Here is a 19,661-nt window from a genome sequence, read left to right on the forward strand (position 1 = left end):
AGAAAATGGACAGCTCGGTAAAAATTAGCGGCGTTGCGCCGCTTTATTGGGTCGCTGATGTGCCGCAAAGCACACATTTGCGGCAGGGCTGGGCATAGGAAACGGGTAGCTGCCCCGCAGCTTTTCCTTGAGTGTCTTAGGTGTTTGGTGGCGAGCGCGTCGTCTCGTTTTTCAAAGCCTTCAAGATATTCCAGAATAGGGTGCGGGCGCATTTTTCAAGTCACATGGGTGCTGGATCTGTGCCCATTGAGCCAATAGGAAATGACCATGAACATTAAACAATGTGTGCTTGCTCTTGCCTCTCTTGCGGTGGTTGCGGGTTGTCAAACGCAGACGCAAGGTGTTGGCCGAATTCAAAGCGCGAGCGGTGTGGCCGTGCAATCTGTCAATTTCACCTTTAATGAGGAAGCTTTTTCCGATGGCGCGCAAGTGACGGCTTCCTTGCCAAGTGGGGAGATGTTCACCGGTAAAATGGTGATTGGCAAGAAGGAAACTGAGAAGTTTGGCGAGAGTTTCGACATCAATTTCGATGATGATGATGACGACGACATCTCGACTTTCAACAGCTCCACATCAACCACTTACAGCTCCACCGCAACGGGCGTTCTGTTTAGCTCTACCCGGACAATGCAGTGTAAAATCACGCTGTCTTCTCCTAGCATGGGCTTCTCTGAGGGGGGTGTTGGCCAGTGTAAACTGTCTACCGGCGAGATTCTGCCAGTTCAATTCTAAGGGAACTTGGCTAACGTCGTGAAGATGCAAATGGCGGCTCATGAGGCCGCCATTTTTGTCTTGGTCAGTTGCACTATGGGCGCTCAAGGCTTGTTTGAGTGCTCTTAGAATAGATTTTAGTAGTTTTTTGTAGTTGTTTGCTTGCAAGCACGCAGGCGGCGCTTTATTCACGGGGCAAAGATTCAGTTTTTACTGCGAGGGCCTCATGGTTGATTTTGCTGTGTCCAGAACCCGTATGGTGGATAACCAACTGCGGACCAATGATATTACCGAATTGCGTTTGCTGGACGCCATGGGCGAGGTCCCGCGCGAGCGGTTTGTCGCAAAAGGCAAAGAGGCGCTGGCTTATATTGATGAATGTGTTGCTGAGAATGCGGAGGCGACCCGGTTTTTGCTAAAGCCACATATTCTTGGACGCATGGTGCAGGCGGCGAGCATTCAGCCAAGTGACGTTGTTCTTGTGGTTGGTGCGGGTGCCGGCTACGCGGTGGCCGTTGCGGCAAAACTTGCAGAATCTGTCGTGGGTGTCGAGTGTGACGCGCAGCTGGTGCAGGCGGCAAGTGACACGCTTGTGGACTTAGGCATCGACAATGCAGCCGTTATTGAGGGCACCTTGAGCGAAGGATATGCACAAGAGGCACCCTATGATGTGGTGTTGGTCAACGGATCTGTAGACGAGGCGCCGAAGGGTTTGTTGGCTCAGCTGAAAGCAGGTGGGCGTCTTGTTTGTGTCGAGGGACAGGGGAATGCTGGCGTTGCGCAAATTTATGTGCTGAGTGAAGGTGTTGTGTCTGAGCGTTTCGGCTTTAACGCAACCGCGCCAAGGTTGCCGGGCTTTGAGAAGGAAGCTGGTTTCCAGTTTTGATTCTCTCCACAGAAACATGAGTTTACGGGCTCCGCAGTTTTTGCGGGGCCTTTTTCATAGAGCGTGCACTGGTGTGGTGCAGATGGGTCGCACATGTGCAAGATGTTTTTGCATGCATATATGCTGTTGAAAAGCTAAAGCTATTTGTGTCGCAAACCATTGCTGCTGGGGAAATGCAGCAAATTCGTGCGACTTAAATCACAATGAGGTCAGTTTCCACTTAATCATCCCTAAGTTTCATGTTAGGTAATTTTCACGGAATTCGGGTCAGATCCCTGCCATTTTTAACTATTTAGAAATGAAGGTATGGATCAGATCTGAGCAGCCCTATGAGATTTTAGCGTGTTTATTCGCTCGTCGTGATCGGTTATGGTCTTGTTTAGTGGCATGTTCTGTTTGTGTTGGTTTGCGGTTTGAATAGATCTTGATTGAGGCTTGAGAAGTGGTTTTTCCAAGAAACTTAGCAGTTGCAGCGGTTAGTTTTGCGGCATTGCTGTCTGCGCAAAGCGCAAGTGCCATTACACTCACAGGTGCGCTTACCGCGACCTATCAGAATAACCCGACGCTTAATGCAGCGCGAGCGCAGTTGCGGGTTGTCGATGAGCGTGTTCCGCAGGCGTTGGCCGGATGGCGTCCGACCATTGCTGCGACGCTTCAAGCGGGGATGGTCAACCGTTCCTCGCAAGCGTTTACCAATCGCGGGTTCCGAGATGCATCTGCATCTTTGCAGCTTACCCAGCCATTGTTTCGCGGGTTTCGCACCGTAAATTCTACTCAGCAGGCAGAGGCTGTGGTGCGCGCTCAGCGGGAGGATCTGCGGGTTACCGAGCAAACAGTCCTACTGCAAGCCTCGACCTCGTACATGGATGTAATTCGCGATACGGCGCTGGTTTCACTGCGCCGCAGCGATTTAAAATTCCAAGAAGAGCAAGTGCGGGCAGCGAAAGACCGGTTTAACGTCGGTGAGGGAACGCGCACGGACGTCTCGCAGGCGGAAGCTGGCCGGGCGCGGGCACAATCGGCACTGAACAGCCAATTGGCAGCGCTTAACTCCAGCCGTGCAGTGTTTAAGCAGATTATCGGTCTTGATCCGAAAAACTTGAGTGCTCGCTCCAACGTGACACGTCTGCTGCCGAAATCTGCTAATCAAGCCGTAACTTTGGGGCAGGAGCAGCATCCATCGATCCTTGCGAGTTTGCATCTGGTTGATGCGGCTGTTTATGCCGTGAAAACCGCTGAGGGTAGTCTGCTACCAAGCGCTGACTTGCAGGCAACGGTTTCAACTTCAGACAACACTCTTCCTGGTGTCGGCGGTGGGACAACCAACACTGCGAGTGTCTATGGCCGTGTGACCATTCCGATTTACTCTGCTGGCCGAACCTATTCATCTATCCGTCAGGCGAAAGAAGATTTGGGCCGTACGGAAGTTCTGGTCGACGTTAGCCGTGATTCTGTGCGTGCCGGCGCCATTTCTGCATGGGGCCGTCTGAATGCGGCGGTTGCCTCTATCTCGGCAGCTGAATCCGAGGTTTCTGCAGCCAAGCTTGCCTTGGAAGGGGTCATAGAGGAGCAGCGTGTGGGACAGCGGACCACGCTTGATGTTCTTGATTCGCAAAGTAACCTTGTGAATGCGCGTGTGACTTTGGTGACAGCACAGCGTGACCGGGTGGTGGCAGCTTACGCGTTGCTCGCTTCTGTTGGTAGCTTGGACTATGAAAACCTCGGTCTCACTGGCGAACGCTATGATCCAACGGCTCACTATCATGCGGTGCGCGACAAGTGGTTTGGCCTACGTACTCCGGATGGCCGATAGGTCCATCGGTTGAGTTGTATTTGATGAAGGGAGGCTTTTGCCTCCCTTTTTTGTTGTGGTTTTGGTTTACCGGTGAAAAATCCTTGGCTTTCCGCGCGGAGACACGTGTTGCGAACTTGATAGCGTTGGAAAAACCTCGAAAGCTAAGGGGAGTGTTTGGGCTCTCGGCGGAGTTCAATTATATTTTGCCCTTGAAATACACTGGGGCGATTCATCTGGGTTGGGATGGATTGGCGAAGTCAAAAGGGGATTGCCGTGGAAGCTGCCGCAAAAACTCAAGAACCTTCCATGGAAGAGATCCTGAGCTCGATAAGAAAAATCATATCCGAGGACGACAAGCCGGCTGAGGCAGCTGCCGATGCTGAGCCCACCTCTGATGCGCCAGGTGCTGCAATGGAAAACAAAGAACTCTCACAGAACGAGCTGGATCAGCTTTTTGATGATGCCCCCGCTGCCAGCGACAGGGTTGATACACCTGAGGCGATGAGCGAAGCGTTGCAGGATGACGCAGAAGACGTTCTGGAGCTTACTGAAAAAGATCGTTTGGCGGCAGATATGGAAAAAAGCGTGCCGGAAATTGTCGAAGGGTTGAGTGTGGACCTGGATGCGCCGAGCGGGGATGTGGTGTTTGACCAGCTTGCCGAAGCGAAGGCTGATGCTGCGCAAGATAGTCTTGGCGTTGATGGATCTGCCGCAGAGGCCCTAAAATCAATGATGGGCGAAATGGCAGGGGCGACGCACGCGCAGGCGGAGGAACAGCTGCTTTCCGAAGCGACGAATTCGGCGGTTGCCTCCGCGTTTGGTGGATTGGCGACGACCGTGCTTTCCAACAATGCGCGGACCTTGGAAGACCTGGTGCAGGAAATGCTGCGGCCAATGTTGAAGCAATGGCTAGATGCGCAATTGCCGGGCATGGTGGAGCGGTTGGTGCGGCAGGAAATCGAAAGAATTTCCCGTAGTAAATAGCTGGAAAAGCGGTTAGAAGTAGTTTCGTGCGCCGCCTGGAGCCAATGGCGGCGCTTTTTATTGTCCGCTTGGTGGCAAAGCGGCTGCGGGTTTTTTGGCGAGTGCCGCGTTAAAATTTGCAGAGATACACAGTTACAATTGGATGACCTGAGGTATGTTGGACAAGACCTATGAGGCGGCAAACATTGAGCCGCGGATCTACGAATCCTGGGAAGAAGCAGGGGCTTTTAAAGCCGGAGCTGGTGCTAAAGACGGCGCGGCGACCTTCTCGATCGTGATACCGCCGCCCAATGTGACAGGCTCGCTGCACATGGGCCACGCTCTGAATAATACCCTACAGGATTTGATGGTGCGCTACCAGCGTATGAAGGGCCGCGATGTGTTGTGGCAGCCGGGCATGGACCATGCCGGTATTGCGACGCAGATGGTGGTTGAGCGGCAAATGGCGGCGGATGGTTCCAATGTGACCCGCCGTGATATGGGCCGCGAAGCTTTTGTCGAGCGCGTCTGGAAGTGGAAGGGCGAGTCTGGTGGGATGATCTTCAACCAGCTGAAGCGCCTTGGCACATCTTGCGACTGGTCGCGCGAGCGATTCACCATGGATGAGGGGCTTTCCAAAGCGGTGCTCGAGGTCTTCGTCACCTTGCACAAGGAAGGCTTGATCTACAAGGACAAGCGGCTGGTTAACTGGGATCCAAAGCTGCTTACCGCGATTTCCGATCTGGAAGTTGAGCAGAAGGACACCAAGGGCCACATGTGGCACTTCCGCTATCCGCTTGCGGATGGTGTTTCCTACGAGTTTCCGATTGCGTTCGACGAGGATGGCAAGGCCACCGAATTTGAGCGGCGCGACTATATCGTGATTGCGACAACACGACCTGAAACCATGCTGGGCGATACGGCGGTTATCGTACATCCGGATGATGAACGCTTTAAGGATCTGGTTGGCAAAGAGATTGTGCTGCCGCTGGTGGGCCGACGTATCCCGATTATTGCGGATGATTACGTTGAAATGGACACCGGCACTGGGGCGATGAAGGTTACCCCGGCGCATGACTTTAACGATTTTGATATTGGCAAGCGCCACGACTTGCGCATGATTTCGGTCATGGACCGTGAAGCGAAGATCGTGCTGGCAGACAATGAAGAATTCCTCGAAGGTATTGAGGAAAGCGCCGAGCTGAAGATCTGCATTGAAACGCTGGAGGGCGTGGAGCGCTTTGCGGCGCGTAAACAGATTGTTGCCATGCTGGACGCACGTGGCCTGTTGCACGAGGTTGTTGATCATCCGCATATGGTTCCCTATGGTGACCGCGGCGGCGTGCCGATTGAGCCGATGCTGACCGATCAGTGGTATGTGGATGCCAAGACCATGGCCATTCCGGCGATTGAAGCGGTGCGCGAAGGGCGTACCAAGTTCGTGCCGCAGAACTGGGAAAAAACCTATTTTGAATGGATGGAAAACATCCAGCCATGGTGTGTTTCCCGGCAGCTGTGGTGGGGGCATCGCATCCCGGCATGGTACGGGCCTGATGGTCAGGTGTTTGTCGAAAAGAGCGAAGAAGAAGCGCTGGCTGCAGCTGCTGCCCATTATGGCAAGCCTGCCAAGGTATTGGAGCAGGAAGCAGCGCGGGCCGAGCATGAGCGCCCAAGCGACGGCGAAATTGCGCTTTTCCGTGATGAAGATGTGCTTGATACGTGGTTCTCTTCGGCGTTGTGGCCGTTTTCCACGCTTGGATGGCCGGAGAAAACACCGGAACTTGCCCGATATTACCCAACTTCTGTGTTGGTGACCGGCTTCGATATTATCTTCTTCTGGGTCGCCCGGATGATGATGATGGGCAAGCACTATATGAAAACCGAGCCGTTTGACACGGTGTACATTCACGCGTTGGTGCGCGATGAGCACGGCGCCAAGATGTCCAAATCCAAGGGCAATGTGATTGACCCGCTGGAGCTGGTGGACGAGTTTGGCGCGGATGCGCTACGTTTCACCCTGATTGCGATGGCGGCGCAGGGCCGTGATATTAAATTGGCAAAAAGCCGCGTGGGTGGCTATCGTAACTTTGCGACCAAGCTTTGGAATGTTTGCCGTTTTGCGGAGATGAACGAGTGTCATCCGGTGGCAGGTTTTGATGCCGGACTGGTGAAGCAAACGCTTAACCGCTGGATTGTGACAGAGCTGAGCCGCGCGGTGCGTGAGGTTTCAGAAGCGATTGATACCTACCGCTTTAATGATGCGGCCGGGGCAGCTTATCGCTTTGTCTGGAATACGTTCTGCGACTGGTACATCGAGCTGGCCAAGCCGATCTTCAACGGCGAGGACGAGGATGCCAAGGCGGAAACCAGAGCGACAGCCGCGTATGTGCGCGATGAAATTCTGAAGTTGCTGCATCCGTTTATGCCGTTCATCACCGAGGAGTTGTGGGCGCGCACTGTTGAGGGGCGCGAGAGCCGCGAAAATATGCTGGTGCTATCTGAGTGGCCTCAGCCGGTGGGCGAAGATGAAGCGGCAGCTTCCGAGATCAACTGGCTCATCGAGCTTATCAGCCAGATCCGTTCGGTTCGCTCGGAAATGAATGTACCGGCGGGTGCGAAAATTCCGGTGGTACTGACTGGCGCTAACGACGAGACTGCTACCCGGCTCAAGCTGCATGAAGGGGCTATTTTAAAGAATGCCCGCGCTGAAAGCATTGCCTTGGCAGATGAAACCCCGCAGGGCTCGGCCCAGATTGTGGTGGGTGAGGCGACTGTTTGCCTGCCGCTTGCTGGTGTCATTGATCTTGGTGCTGAAAAAGCACGTCTTGAAAAAGAGCTTGGCAAGATTGACGCGGAGTTGATGAAGCTCTCCAAGAAGCTCGATAATCCAGGCTTTGTAAGAAAGGCGCCCGCGGATGTGGTTGCAGCTGAACGCGTTCGCCTTGGTGAGCTGCAAGAGCGCAAGATCAAGGTGGGCGAGGCGCAGGCACGCCTTGCGGCACTTGGCTAACAAACAACGGGAGGGCGCGGGCTAAAGAGCCTGCGCCTTTTGTTTATTGTTGATTTTGCTGGCAATTTTAAGCTGTGCCATGGGATTGCCCTCATTTTCTGCATTTAGATAGGTATTGACCTAGGTTTAAAAGGTGTTTGAGGACCTTGATGATGCTTAAAGCAGTGATGACACGTTTGCAGCGCGGGGCTGCGCTGGCTCTAGGTGGGCTTTCGATTGCTGTTGTCATGGCAGGGGCGGCAGAGGCTGCCCGACAAGAAAATGGCGTGGCCCATTTTAGCGGTCTTGATAAAATAACTGGCCGCATCACCGAGTTTGACGTCTATCTGGGCGAGACTGTGCAGTTTGGCGCGCTACAGGTAACGCCGCGGGTGTGTTATTCGCGGCCACGGACAGAGAAGGCGCAGAGCACTACCTTTATCGAAGTTGATGAGTTGATGAAGGACAAGCGGGTTCAGCGAATCTTTACCGGCTGGATGTTTGCCTCCAACCCCGGTGTGCATGGGGTTGAACATCCTGTCTATGATATTTGGCTTGTGGATTGTCGCGGGTATTCATCCGCACCGGTGCCCGCAAACTATGAAGGGCCTCAAGTAGAAGACCGCCCTGCATATGACGGATTGGCCGGAGACGACTTTGTCTCCAGTGGTTTAGTTGGTATTCCGCAGCGAAAACCTTAGTCGTATTCTGTATGCATTTATTAAGTTTGATGTTTTGTTAGTCTCATTAGTACTGTAATAGGTATGAATACCTAAGCGCTGATGAGGAAGTATAAGCTATAATGCCAGAAATACACTGAATTGTGGTGTGGAGGCTTAAGCTTAGATGGCGCATGCGCTTTTTCAAACACAAGACCTAACGAAGACATACACCAGCAACAATGTTGAGGTGCATGCGCTGCGCGGTGTGTCGCTGGAGCTGTTTAGCGGCGAGTTGACTGTACTGCTGGGGCCATCAGGATCTGGTAAATCTACCTTTTTGAACATTCTTGGGGGGCTGGACACACCCTCTGCTGGTTCGGTGTGTTTTGATGGCGCTGAGATCGCCGGGTATAGCGAGCGGCAGTTGACGCGGTATAGACGAGAACGGGTCGGCTTTGTTTTTCAGTTCTACAATCTTATTCCAAGCCTGAATGCCTACGAGAATGTGGCTTTGGTGACGGAGATTTCTAAGGAGCCGATGGATCCGGCGGAAGCACTTGCGCTGGTCGGGCTAGAGAAGCGGGCGCGGCATTTTCCCGCCGAGATGTCTGGAGGTGAGCAGCAGCGGGTGGCGATCGCCCGGGCCATTGCCAAGCGACCACAAGTGCTCTTGTGTGACGAACCCACAGGGGCGCTGGATTCGCGAACGGGCGCGTTAGTGCTTGAGGCGTTGCAGCGCACCAACCGTGAACTTGGCACAACGACTGTGGTGATAACGCATAACGCAAGTATCCGAGAGCTGGCGAACCGGGTTTTTACCTTTAAAGACGGGCAGGTGGGGTCGGCTGAGATTAATAAGGCACCAAAGCAGGCTGGCGAGGTGACGTGGTGATCGGCGCGCTTGATAAAAAAGTGTTGCGCGATCTACGGCGTCTGTGGCCGCAAGTCTTGGCGATCGGGCTGGTTATGGCGTGTGGGGTGATGACCTTGCTGATGGCCTCTGGCTCTTATCGTTCACTGCGGGAAACGCAGCTGGTTTATTACGATCAATATCGTTTTGCCGATGTGTTTGCCAAAGTGGTTCGGGCGCCCAACGTGTTGTTGCCGCAGATGCGCGAAATCGCAGGAGTTGCGGCGGTAGAGGGGCGCATATCCACCGGCGCTATTCTGGAAATGGAAGGGATGAGCGAGCCTGCGTCTGGGGTTGCGGTGTCTTTGCCTGCCGGTGCGGATGCGAGCGTCAACAAGTTGTATGTGCGCGAGGGGCGCTTGCCACAGGCACACAGTACCAACGAAGTGGCGATTGATCATCGTTTTGCTGTCGCGCATGGGCTGCGCATGGGGGACCATTTTTCCGCGATTATTCATGGCCGGCGGGTTACATTGGAGGTGACCGGCCTTGTGCTGTCACCGGAGTTTATCTATGCCATTGGCCCTAGTGACTTGGTGCCTGATGCGCGGCGGTTTGGTGTTCTGTTTCTTTCGCACCATGCGCTGGAGGGGCTTGTAGATCTTGAAGGTGCATTTAACGACGCGGCTATCCGACTTAGCCGCGGTGCCTGTGTGCCTTGCGTTATGCGGCAAGTGGATTTGTTGCTGCGCGATTACGGCGGTACGGGCGCATTCGGGCGCACAGACCAAACATCGCATGCGTTTCTCGATTCAGAACTGACACAACTTGAGGGGATGGCGCGTATTTTGCCGCCGGTGTTCCTGTTGGTGGCGGCATATTTGGTAAACATGATCTTGTCGCGCATGATTGCGTTGGAGCGCGAGCAAATTGGCCTGTTAAAGGCCTGTGGCTATACCTCGTGGCAGGTCGCTGGCCACTATGCCAAGCTGGTGCTGGCAATTGCGCTGCTGGGAAGCCTGCTGGGAAGCGTGGCGGGAAACTGGGTAGGCCGCGGACTGACGCAGATGTACAGCGCGTATTTTTCTTTCCCGTTTTTGGTGTTCAAGCAATCTCCCGATCTTTACGTGCTGGCCATTGGTGTTTGCAGTGGTGCAGCGCTGGCAGGGGCAGGGCGAGCCATCTTCAAGGCAGCGCAACTGCCGCCAGCGGTGGCGATGCGCGCGCCGGTGCCCGAGCGGTTTCGCGGTGTGTTGTCGCTGCGAGCGAAGCAGGGCGGACTGTCGAAGCTGTCCGTTATGGGGCTACGCCATTTGCTCCATCATCCGGTGCGAGCTGCCATGACTATGGTGGGCATTGCCTTTGCTGCATCGCTAGCGGTAACGGCGCTGAGTATGGTTGGTTCGCTTGACTACATGGTTGAGCTTGCGCTCTACCGGGCGGAGCGGGCCGATGCACGGCTCCAATTGGTGGAGGATCAGCGCGGTGACGTTTTGCACGAAATTGCGCGTTTGCCAGCAGTGCGCAAGGTTGAGGCCTATCGTAACGAGCCTGTGGTTTATCGGGCAAATGGCAAGGTCAAACGCGGTTCGATTACTGGCAAACCCCTTGGTGCGCAGCTCTCGCGTACGCTTGGGGTTGATAAGTTGCCGATGGCGCTGCCGGCGGCTGGACTGATCCTGCCGACCCGGCTTGCGGGGTTTTTGGGTGTTGTCCCCGGTCAACTGGTGGAAGTTGCGTTCACGCGCTTTGGAGGCAGAACAAGAGAGTTGCGCGTCGCGGGTGTTTCCTCAAGTTTTGTGGGAATAGCCGGTGTTATGCGTCTTGATGCCTTGCACCGCGCAGTGGGCGAGGGGGAGCGGCTCAACGATGTTGCCGTGATGGCTGACCCTTTGGCGCTTGATGCCCTTTATAGCGAGATCAAGCAAACACCGGGGCTTGGCGGCATTGCCCTGCAAAGCCTATCCCGCAGGAAGTTTCGTGCCAATATGGACCAAAACATGGGAACGATGATTTCCGCGTATTTTCTGGTGGCGATGATTGTCGCGTTCGGGGTTGTTTACAATTCGTTTCGTATTCAGCTTTCGGAACGTGGCCGGGAATTGGCCAGTTTACGCGTTCTGGGTTTTAGCAGTGCCGAAGTGTTTCAAGTTATGCTGGTGGAAATGGGCGTGATTGTGGTGCTCTCGCTACCGCTTGGTTGGCTGCTTGGCTTTGGTTTTGCAGCCATGGTGGTCAAAGGGATCGAAAGTGATTTGTTTGCGCTGCCGTTGGTGGTGAACGCCGATGCATATGCATATGCCGCCCTTGTGATTATCGCCAGTTCATTGCTGTGTGGCGGTGTAATTTGGCGTCGGGTGGCCCGTCTTGATTTAATTGCAACGCTGAAAGCGAGGGAGTAGGCCCCAATGGTGAGTAAAGGCAAGTTGATTGGCGGCGGTGTGGCCGCTGTTGCGCTGACCGCATTTGTCTGGGCTATACAGCCGCAGCCGGTGTTGGTGGAAGAGGCGTTGGTGTCGCAAGGGCCCTTGAGCCTCTCTATTGAAGGGGATGGCCAAACCCGTGTGCAGGAAGTCTACCGTATTTTTAGCCCGGTTGCTGGGCGCGTGTCGCGGTCTCTTCTGGATGTCGGGGACGTAACCATTGCCGGGGAAACTGTGATCGTGCGCATTATGCCGCAGGATCCTCCGTTCATGGATGTGCGCGATAAGGCCAAAGCAGATGCGCGGGTGTTGATGGCACAGGCGAATCTACAAGTGTCCGAGGCAGCGTTGGATGCGGCGCGGTCCGCTGCCAAGCTTGCCCGTAATGATCTGGAGCGGGCCAAGAAGCTGGCGCGCTCGGCGACAATTTCCGATGCACAGCTGGAACGGGCCAGTGTTGATGTGGACTTGAAAGAAGCTGAGATCGTGCGGGCTCAGGCAACTGTGGCGCTGCGGCACAGCGAGCTGGACAGCGCCGAGGCGGATTTGATCGAGCCTAAGGGCTATGTGGATCCGGAAAGAGCAGCGGAACTTGGATTTCCGATGATTTCACCTATCAACGGCGCGGTGCTGAAGTTGGCAGTTGAAAGCGAACAAAGCGTGCCTGCCGGAGCGTTGCTGGTGGAAGTCGGGGACCCAGATCGGTTAGAGGTGGTTGTCGATTTGCTGTCGCTTGATGCGGTGCAGGTGAGGCAGGGCGCCAAGGCGACGCTTAGCGCATGGGGCGGGCCGCCGCTATCTGCCGTGGTGCGACGGGTCGAGCCTGCCGGGTTTACCAAGGTTTCTGCCCTAGGCATAGAAGAACAGCGGGTCAATGTGGTGTTGGACCTCGTTGCTCCGGATGCGCGACTTGGGCATGGCTATGAGGTGCGGGCGCACATCGATGTCTGGTCTGCGGATGATGTGGTTCAAGTGCCGATGAGCGCCTTGTTTCGCTATGAAGACAGTTGGGCGGCCTATGTGAACGAAGAGGGTAGTGCCCGGCTGCGGCTGCTGTCTGTCGGCAAGCAGAATAAGGATGCAGCGCAAGTGCTAGAAGGCTTGCAAAAGGGGGAGCGGGTCATTCTGTTCCCAAGCGATAAGCTGGCCGACGGGGTAGCCGTGGCGCCGCTTGTGAAAGACAAGTAATCACAGGGTTATGGGCAATAGGCGGAGTGGATTGACTTCGCCTGTCGCTGTGGCGGATGCTAATCCTGTGCCTTGGCCGGTCTGGTCCAGTGCAGCAGCACGAGCAGGATGACCCCTGCAAGTAGCCATGATCCAACATGGAACACCGGATTGTCATAGGGCAAGTAGTGCAGCGTGAAGAAGAAATTCGGGTCAACCCATTGATGGGAAGGTCCGAAAATACTGCCATGCTCGGCAACATATTGCATCAACCAATACCAGTCGTCGGCCTCCAGCTCTCCTGCCGCTGCCAATTCGGCATAGTGGTCACTGGTATATTTATAAAGCAGGTTGATGCCCATATGGGCAGCACTGCGGGCAAGGAAATACAGGTAAAGAACAAGAAAAAAGATAAACCACTTGCGTATACCTGAGCGACGTGGACTGCGAAAACTGTAGGCAGCGATGATCTCTTCTGGAGAAGGTGCCACGCCATTGTTCAACGGCTTGCTTGTGGCCGATTCTGCGAGAGTTCCTGACATAGTCATAGCTTCCCCAAAGCTTTAATACGGGTGCGGCAGGGCCGAAAAATTCCTGTTGTTGGTGCAGGCGGCGCTTGGCTATTTTGCCGGTGATGGGGTGGTTATTTGCAACGCGCCTTGCAGATCATAGTTAAGCGCTTACATGACAATATCAAGAGGCGTTTGGAAGAACTTTTTTCACCTATCTGTCGCGTAGCGCAAGACATCAGCGCCAGTGCTGGCTTGCGGTAGGGCGAAGAAATCTGCCTCTAGTGGAAGGGCACGCTCCAGCTGGATTTCATAATCGGCGCTTGGAATCTCGGTTGTGCCGAATTGCGCGAGATGATCAGTTTGAAACTGGGTGTCGAGCAAGACGTAGCCGCCATAGCGCAAGCGGGCGACGAGGTGGACAAGGGCCACTTTGGATGCATCGCGGGCGCGGGAGAACATGCTTTCGCCAAAGAATGCGCCGCCCAGTGCGACGCCGTACAGGCCGCCAACCAAATTCCCTTGCTGGTACACTTCGATCGTATGTGCGCAGCCGCTCTCAAACAAAGCGGTGTAGAGCTGTTTGATTTGCGGATTGATCCAAGTGTCCGTTGCATCTGCGCGCGGCGCGGCACAAGCATTGATGACACTTGAAAAATCGGTGGAGGCGCGCACTTCAAAGTGATCACCGCGAATTGTGCGGGCAAGGCGGCGGGGAATGTGCAGGCGATCGAGTGGGAGGACACCGCGCATTTGCGGCTGGAGCCAGAAGAGCTCGGTGGAACCGGCGCTCTCGGCCATGGGAAATACGCCGCAGGCATAGGCTTGCAGCAAAAGCTGCGGCGTAATTTCAACTGGCGTGTCGCTGTCGTTAGCCATAGAATTGCAGACTACTGCTCTTTTTGGCTTTCTTCAGCGAGGAACTTCTCCAGCCAGTGGATGTCGTAGGCACCATTTGCGATGTCTTGATTGTCCACCAGTTTGGTGAAGAGCGGGATGGTGGTATCAATACCATCAACCACGAATTCCGCCAGACAGCGGCGCAGACGCATCATGCATTCCACACGGGTGCGACCATGCACAATCAACTTGCCGATTAGGCTGTCGTAATGCGGCGGGATTTTGTAGCCTTGATAAACGCCCGAATCCACACGTACGCCCAAACCGCCCGGTGGGTGGTAGTGGGTGATTGTGCCTGGAGATGGGGCGAACGTGGCCGCATTTTCCGCATTGATGCGGCATTCGATGGCATGGCCTTCAAAAGTCACATCTTGCTGATCGATGCCAAGGGTAGCGCCTGAGGCGATGCGAATCTGCTCGTTCACCAGATCAATGCCGGTGACCATCTCAGTAACCGGGTGCTCCACCTGCAAACGGGTGTTCATTTCGATGAAATAGAACTCGCCGTTTTCATAGAGGAACTCGATGGTGCCAGCTCCGCGGTACTTCAACTTGCGCATGGCATCGGCGCAGATTTCGCCAATGTTTTTGCGCTGTGCATCGTTGAGGGCCGGGGATGGGCATTCCTCGAAGACCTTCTGGTGACGACGCTGCAAGGAGCAATCGCGTTCACCAAGGTGGATCGCGTTGCCTTGGCCATCACCCAGAACCTGCACCTCGATGTGGCGCGGCTTGCCTAGATACTTTTCCATATAAAGCGCATCATCACCAAAGGCGGCTTTGGCCTCAGCGCGGGCGGTGGAAATAGCGGTGTCCAGATCTGCCTTGGTCTGCGCGACCTTCATGCCGCGACCACCGCCACCGGCAGCCGCTTTTACCAGCACCGGATAGCCGATATGGTCGGCAATGGCGTGCACATCGTCTTCTGGCGTGATACCGCCGTCTGAGCCCGGCACAACCGGGATGCCCAGCTGTTCAGCGGTGGTTTTGGCCTGAATCTTGTCACCCATGATGCGGATGTGATCAGAGGTTGGGCCAATGAAGGTGATGCCGTGTGCCTCAAGAATCTCTGCAAAGCGGGCGTTTTCGGAAAGAAAACCGTAGCCGGGATGCACCGCATCGGCGCCGGTGATTTCACAGGCAGCGAGGATCTGCGGGATATTCAGGTAGCTGTCACGGGCCACAGGCGGCCCGATGCACACACTTTCATCCGCAAGGCGGACGTGCATGGCATTCTCATCGGCGGTGGAGTGCACAGCCACTGTGGGAATACCAAGCTCGCGACAGGCGCGCAAAATGCGTAGGGCAATTTCGCCGCGGTTCGCGATAAGGATTTTGGAGAACATGCAAGTGCCCCCGATTATTCGATGATGACCAGAGGCTCGCCGAACTCGACCGGCTGGCCGTCTTCAACCAGAACTGCGGTGACGCGGCCAGACTTAGTCGCCGGGATCTGGTTCATGGTTTTCATCGCCTCGACGATGAGAACAGTGTCGCCTTCGCGGACAGTGTCGCCCACTTCTACAAAGTTGCGTGCGCCTGGCTCTGGTGCCAGATAAGCGGTGCCAACCATTGGAGAGGTCAGAGCGCCGGGATGGTTTGCAGCATTAGCAGAGACGGCAACTTCGACAGCAGCAGCCGGGGCCGGTGCAGCAACAGGTGCGGCAGAAACAGCGCGGGCTTCAACAGAAATCTGGCGGGCAACGCGGATGCGCAGGTCGTTCTGCTCGACTTCAATCTCGGAGAGATTGGTTTCGTCCAGCAGGTCTGCCAGTTGACGGATCAGCTCCTGATCAAAAGATGCTTTTTTGCTCATTGTGTCTTTGTCCCGTTAGGAGGCCTCTTATACGGCCTTCTTTTAGGTTTTTGAGGGATGTCCCCTCGTTCAGGTAAACTTGTTGTTCAATCCATCGACGGATTGTTTCGGACATAGTTGGTGTCACACGCATTTAAAATTCAAGAACTGCCAAGGTTGTTTTTCCTGTTGGCTGCGAGAATCTCAAGGTGTTTCCCATTGACCGATCGATAATTGGGCTAGTTATAAGAGTGAAGCGGGGTAAGGGAAAGGGCAAACCCCGCTTTGGCCAGTCTTGCACCCTCATTTTCAGGGTAAAAGGTGGTGTTTTGCCAGCATTGCGCTGCGTTTATAGTTTTGTCGCGCCCTATTTGCTGGCACGCGCTGCATTGATTTGCTCAGAAAGCCGGTCAAAGCCAACTGCGCCGATGGAAACATCTGAGGTCAGATCCTTGCCGCCAACCACGTAAGACGGGGTGCCAGTGAGCGACAGCTTTTCCGCGATGGTGAAAACTTCGCTCAAGGTGTCGCGAATGGCGGAGGAGGCAAGAGCTTCTTGCAGCTTGTCCTGATCGATGCCCAGATCCTTAGCGGCTTTTAGCGCGGATTGTTTGTTGGCGCGGCCTTTTGCACTCATCAGCGCTACGTGGAAATCCTGATAAAGCTCTGGTGCCACATCGTTCACGGCGATTGCGACCTGTGCCGCCTCCATGGAGGGCTGGCCTAGCACCGGGAACTCTTTGAGGACGATGCGTAGGTTTTTGTCCGCCTCGGCAAGGCGCAGCATGTCGGCCAGAGAACGGCGGCAGTAGCCGCAATTGTAGTCGAAAAACTCAACCAGCGTTACATCGCCTTCAGGATTTCCAAGGACGACCTGATTGGGCGAATCGTAAAGGATATCTGCGACCTCTTCCAAGGCGAGACGCTTTTCATCCTCTTCCTTAGCGATGCGGCGTTTTTCCAGCTCTAGCAATGCCGCTTCGACTACTTCCGGGTTGGATACCAAGTATTCTTTGATGATGTTTTCAACTGCGGTGCGATCCATTTCCTGCGCAAGCGCCGGTTGGTATGCCGTTGCGCCAAGCATCAAGGCTGAGACGGCTAGGCAGGTTTTAAATGAGGTCACTGGTTTTCTCCCTCTGGCCTTTGTGCTTGGCCAAATATGAAAGGCTGGCGAAAGCCAACTTCGGTGTAAGTGTTAGTTTGCGCGGATCGTTAGGATATCATCTGCCATTTGCCATGCTGGCGTGCCGGTTTTGAGTTTCTTTTTGGCGCGCTTCGCGTAGCGCTGTGCCCCGCGAATGTCGCCGCGGTTTAACAGCGAACGGGCGGTGGCAAGGTCTGCGGTTGCTGTGTCGCCCATACGGCCGGCAGCGATCGCCAATTGTGCATAGCCGGTGGCGGAGTTGGGGTCTTTTCGAAGGGCTTTTTGCAGGACAGATTTTGCTTGGGGCAGTAATGATTTATCATTGGAAGCCACCATAGCGTATCCCAACCAAACCTCTAATTGCGGGTCGCCCGGCAGATACTGCAGGGCCTTGCGGAAGGGCGCGACGGCTTGTTTCGGCTTGCCACCTTCCAGCAGGGCTTGGCCCTTGAGCTCATAGAAATACGGATTTCCCGGCATTTTGCGAATGAGCGCATCAATCTTCGGAACGGATTTTCTAACGCCGTCGCGCTGCATGGACGCCACGGCGCGGGCGTACTGCGCGGGCAGGCTCTTGTTCTTTGGCGGATAGGCCTTGAGCACAGTGCTTGGATGGTTGGTGAAAGCGTAAAGTTTGGCGCGAACCATTTCATGCTTAAACTGCAGAGCCTTAGGGGCCGGGATATTAAAGTATTTAGAACGCTGCGCTTTGGTTTTCAGCGCATTGTAGCGCTCCCGCGGCATGGGGTGGGAGAGGGCGTAGGGGTCCACATAACGGGCGGAGAACAACGCCTGATCGGCCATCTCCTCGAAGGTTTTGAGCATGCCCTTCGGGCTCTGTTTGGTGCGCTCCAGATAGCGCAGGGCGGCTTGGTCGGCAGAAGCCTCTTCGGTGCGTTTGTAGGCGAGGAATGAGCGCTGGCCGATGGCGCTTGAGCTCATGGCGGCAGCCGCGCCGCCTTGGGTGGTACCACCACTGCCTGCTGCGGCTCCGGCAGCAGCGGCGCCAGCGCCGAGAATCATGCCAACAACGGAGATGATTTGCGCATTGGCCGCGGCCTGACGCATGCGAACCAAGTGATTGCCTGCAATGTGGCCGGTTTCGTGTGCAAGAACGCCGATGACCTCGCCTGGGGTTTTTGCATCCAGAATAACGCCGAGGTTGATGAACATGCGGCGGGAATCCGGTACGAATGCATTGAAGCTTTTGTCGTTGACGAGGATAATTTCAACTTGGCCCGCAGGTAGGCCTGCGGCGCGGAAGATTGGCTTGGCGTATTGCCGGAGCAAGTTTTCCGTTTCAACATCGCGGACCAGCGGCAGTTTGCCTTGGGCGCTGGCGAGCGGGGCAATAAGAGTTTGTGCGGCTAATATGGCAGCAGTAAACGTGGCTGTGACGGATTTGAGGCGTGTTTTTTCCGGCTTCGGCGCAGCAGTGCGCTGGCGCTGTTCAAAGTATACCTTAATGGTATGACGGCACTTGGAAAATACAGGCATCGACAAGCCTCTTGTGGTCTTGAGTAAAAACAAGCAATAAACCCTGACAATAGCAGATACTATTCGCCGCTTCCTTAATAACAAAAGGGGGCGGGAATTTGGCGGGGGATTTATGGTTTTCCAGATGCTTCGTCAAATCGGGTCAGGGGACTTTCTTTTTATGTTCAAGAGTTCTACGCGGGCAGAGGTTTTTCCATTTCAGGCGATGGAAGTAATGCAAGCTGCAAACAAGATGGAAGCGCAGGGCAAGCGCGTCATCCATATGGAAATTGGCGAGCCGGGCGCGCCCGTGCCGGAAAAAGTCCGCGAAGCGGCTTTGCAGGCGTTGAAGGTGCCGAAATTCTCCTACACCGAGGCGATGGGGATCGCGCCGCTTAAGAGCGGGATTTGCGATCTTTACCGGCGGCGCTACGGGGTGCAGGTTGCACCGGAACAGGTGATGATAACTACGGGCTCTTCTGCTGCTTTTAATCTGATTTTCCTGAGTGCTTTTGAGGTAGGTGACAAGGTGGCGCTGACCTCGCCGGGGTATCCGGCCTATCGCAATATTCTCAAATCTCTGGGGCTTGAGGGGGTTGAGCTTGAGGTTGACGAGAGTACTCGCTGGTCGCTTAGTGCCGCACAGCTGCGCAAGGCGCATGCGGAACATGGCCTAAAAGGGGTGTTGCTGGCCAGCCCGGCCAACCCCACTGGCACGATGATGACACCGGAAGCGCTTAAGGAAATCTGCGAGGTCTGCGAAGAGTTGGGGCTCTGGTTTATTTCGGACGAGATTTATCAGGGGCTGAGCTTTGCCGCGGGTGAGGAAACGGCGCTCAAATTTTCTAAAAATGCGATTATTATCAATAGTTTTTCCAAGTACTATTGCATGACAGGTTGGCGCATTGGCTGGATGGTGTTGCCGCAAGTGTTGTGCCGGCCGGTGGAGAAGGTGGCGCAGAGCCTATATATTTCCGCGCCGCATCTTTCGCAGATCGCCGCAACCGCTGCGCTTGGCTGCGAAGAAGAGTACGATACGATTAAGGCAGGCTATGCGCGCAATCGAGCGCTGTTGCTGGAGGTGTTTCCACGCCTTGGTCTTGGTAAAACGCTGCCAGTGGATGGCGCTTTTTACATCTATGTGGATGTGTCCGAACTCTCAGATGATTCCATGGCGTTTTGTAAAGAGATGTTGGATAAGGCTGGGGTGGCGGCGACGCCCGGTATCGATTTTGATTTGCAGCGCGGACACAAATTTGTGCGGTTTTCGTTTGCCGGTAGCTATGAAGATATGCAGGAGGCGTGTCAGCGGCTGGAGGCTTGGCTTGGCTAGTGTGCTGTTGCTGGCTGCCTAGCCAATTTAGCAATGCAATAAAAAAGGCGGTGCC

At 54.9% G+C, this 19,661-nt stretch carries 15 protein-coding genes and 1 pseudogene; 10 read left to right on the top strand and 6 right to left on the bottom strand.

Annotated features, from left to right (window positions below; translation table 11 throughout):
* The first annotated feature begins 267 nt into the window (after positions 1-267).
* From AYK82_RS11945 to AYK82_RS11985, 9 genes and pseudogenes are all read left to right on the top strand, one after another.
* Positions 268-732 carry a hypothetical protein gene (locus AYK82_RS11945; RefSeq protein ID WP_068316033.1) on the top strand — a complete coding sequence of 155 codons (465 nt, stop codon included), beginning with the start codon at positions 268-270 and terminating at the stop codon, positions 730-732.
* A 205-nt stretch (positions 733-937) separates the two neighbouring features.
* Positions 938-1,597 carry a protein-L-isoaspartate O-methyltransferase family protein gene (locus AYK82_RS11950; RefSeq protein WP_068316036.1) on the top strand — a complete coding sequence of 220 codons (660 nt, stop codon included), beginning with the start codon at positions 938-940 and terminating at the stop codon, positions 1,595-1,597.
* A gap of 442 nt (positions 1,598-2,039) precedes the next feature.
* Positions 2,040-3,410, top strand: coding sequence for a TolC family outer membrane protein (locus AYK82_RS11955; RefSeq protein WP_068316039.1), 1,371 nt, complete (start codon positions 2,040-2,042; stop codon positions 3,408-3,410).
* 255 nt (positions 3,411-3,665) lie between these two features.
* Entirely contained in the window at positions 3,666-4,376 is a 711-nt protein-coding gene (locus AYK82_RS11960) for a DUF2497 domain-containing protein (RefSeq protein WP_156453341.1), read from the top strand.
* A 154-nt stretch (positions 4,377-4,530) separates the two neighbouring features.
* Positions 4,531-7,365 (top strand): valine--tRNA ligase, encoded by a 2,835-nt coding sequence (locus AYK82_RS11965; protein WP_068316045.1) that lies wholly within the window; start codon positions 4,531-4,533, stop codon positions 7,363-7,365.
* 152 nt (positions 7,366-7,517) lie between these two features.
* Positions 7,518-7,937, top strand: a pseudogene (locus AYK82_RS11970) (DUF2155 domain-containing protein); the annotation flags it as partial.
* A gap of 253 nt (positions 7,938-8,190) precedes the next feature.
* The gene (locus AYK82_RS11975) at positions 8,191-8,898 is read left to right on the top strand and encodes an ABC transporter ATP-binding protein (RefSeq protein WP_068316053.1); all 708 of its coding nucleotides are present in this window, start codon (positions 8,191-8,193) and stop codon (positions 8,896-8,898) included.
* Complete coding sequence (locus AYK82_RS11980; RefSeq protein WP_208976485.1) at positions 8,895-11,258, top strand: ABC transporter permease; 2,364 nt, start codon at positions 8,895-8,897, stop codon at positions 11,256-11,258. Before AYK82_RS11975 ends, AYK82_RS11980 begins: the two co-directional genes overlap by 4 nt.
* 6 nt (positions 11,259-11,264) lie before the next feature.
* Positions 11,265-12,467, top strand: coding sequence for an efflux RND transporter periplasmic adaptor subunit (locus AYK82_RS11985; RefSeq protein WP_068316058.1), 1,203 nt, complete (start codon positions 11,265-11,267; stop codon positions 12,465-12,467).
* Between the two features lie 59 nt (positions 12,468-12,526).
* Here AYK82_RS11985 and AYK82_RS11990 read toward each other — a convergent pair whose 3' ends face one another.
* The 6 genes from AYK82_RS11990 to AYK82_RS12015 all read right to left on the bottom strand — a co-directional run bounded on the left by AYK82_RS11990 (position 12,527) and on the right by AYK82_RS12015 (position 18,294).
* Entirely contained in the window at positions 12,527-12,988 is a 462-nt protein-coding gene (locus AYK82_RS11990; protein WP_068316060.1) for a hypothetical protein, read from the bottom strand.
* 177 nt (positions 12,989-13,165) lie between these two features.
* Positions 13,166-13,834 (bottom strand): leucyl/phenylalanyl-tRNA--protein transferase, encoded by a 669-nt coding sequence (gene aat / locus AYK82_RS11995; RefSeq protein WP_068316062.1) that lies wholly within the window; start codon positions 13,832-13,834, stop codon positions 13,166-13,168.
* Between the two features lie 11 nt (positions 13,835-13,845).
* Complete coding sequence (gene accC / locus AYK82_RS12000) at positions 13,846-15,201, bottom strand: acetyl-CoA carboxylase biotin carboxylase subunit (protein WP_068316065.1); 1,356 nt, start codon at positions 15,199-15,201, stop codon at positions 13,846-13,848.
* Between the two features lie 14 nt (positions 15,202-15,215).
* Positions 15,216-15,671: an acetyl-CoA carboxylase biotin carboxyl carrier protein gene (accB, locus tag AYK82_RS12005; protein WP_068316067.1), complete on the bottom strand. Its 456-nt coding sequence runs from the start codon at positions 15,669-15,671 to the stop codon at positions 15,216-15,218.
* Positions 15,672-16,017: 346 nt separating this feature from the next.
* Complete coding sequence (locus AYK82_RS12010) at positions 16,018-16,776, bottom strand: DsbA family protein (protein ID WP_208976486.1); 759 nt, start codon at positions 16,774-16,776, stop codon at positions 16,018-16,020.
* A 72-nt stretch (positions 16,777-16,848) separates the two neighbouring features.
* A complete protein-coding gene (locus tag AYK82_RS12015) occupies positions 16,849-18,294 on the bottom strand; it encodes a M48 family metalloprotease (RefSeq protein WP_082733901.1) in 1,446 nt (481 codons plus the stop codon).
* 160 nt (positions 18,295-18,454) lie between these two features.
* On the opposite strand from AYK82_RS12015, the gene AYK82_RS12020 reads away from it, so the two are divergent.
* Positions 18,455-19,606 (top strand): pyridoxal phosphate-dependent aminotransferase, encoded by a 1,152-nt coding sequence (locus AYK82_RS12020; RefSeq protein ID WP_068316450.1) that lies wholly within the window; start codon positions 18,455-18,457, stop codon positions 19,604-19,606.
* Positions 19,607-19,661: the final 55 nt, after the last annotated feature.

Origin of the sequence: Polycladidibacter hongkongensis (assembly GCF_001561995.1) — a bacterium.
GTDB lineage: Bacteria > Pseudomonadota > Alphaproteobacteria > Rhizobiales > Stappiaceae > Pseudovibrio > Pseudovibrio hongkongensis.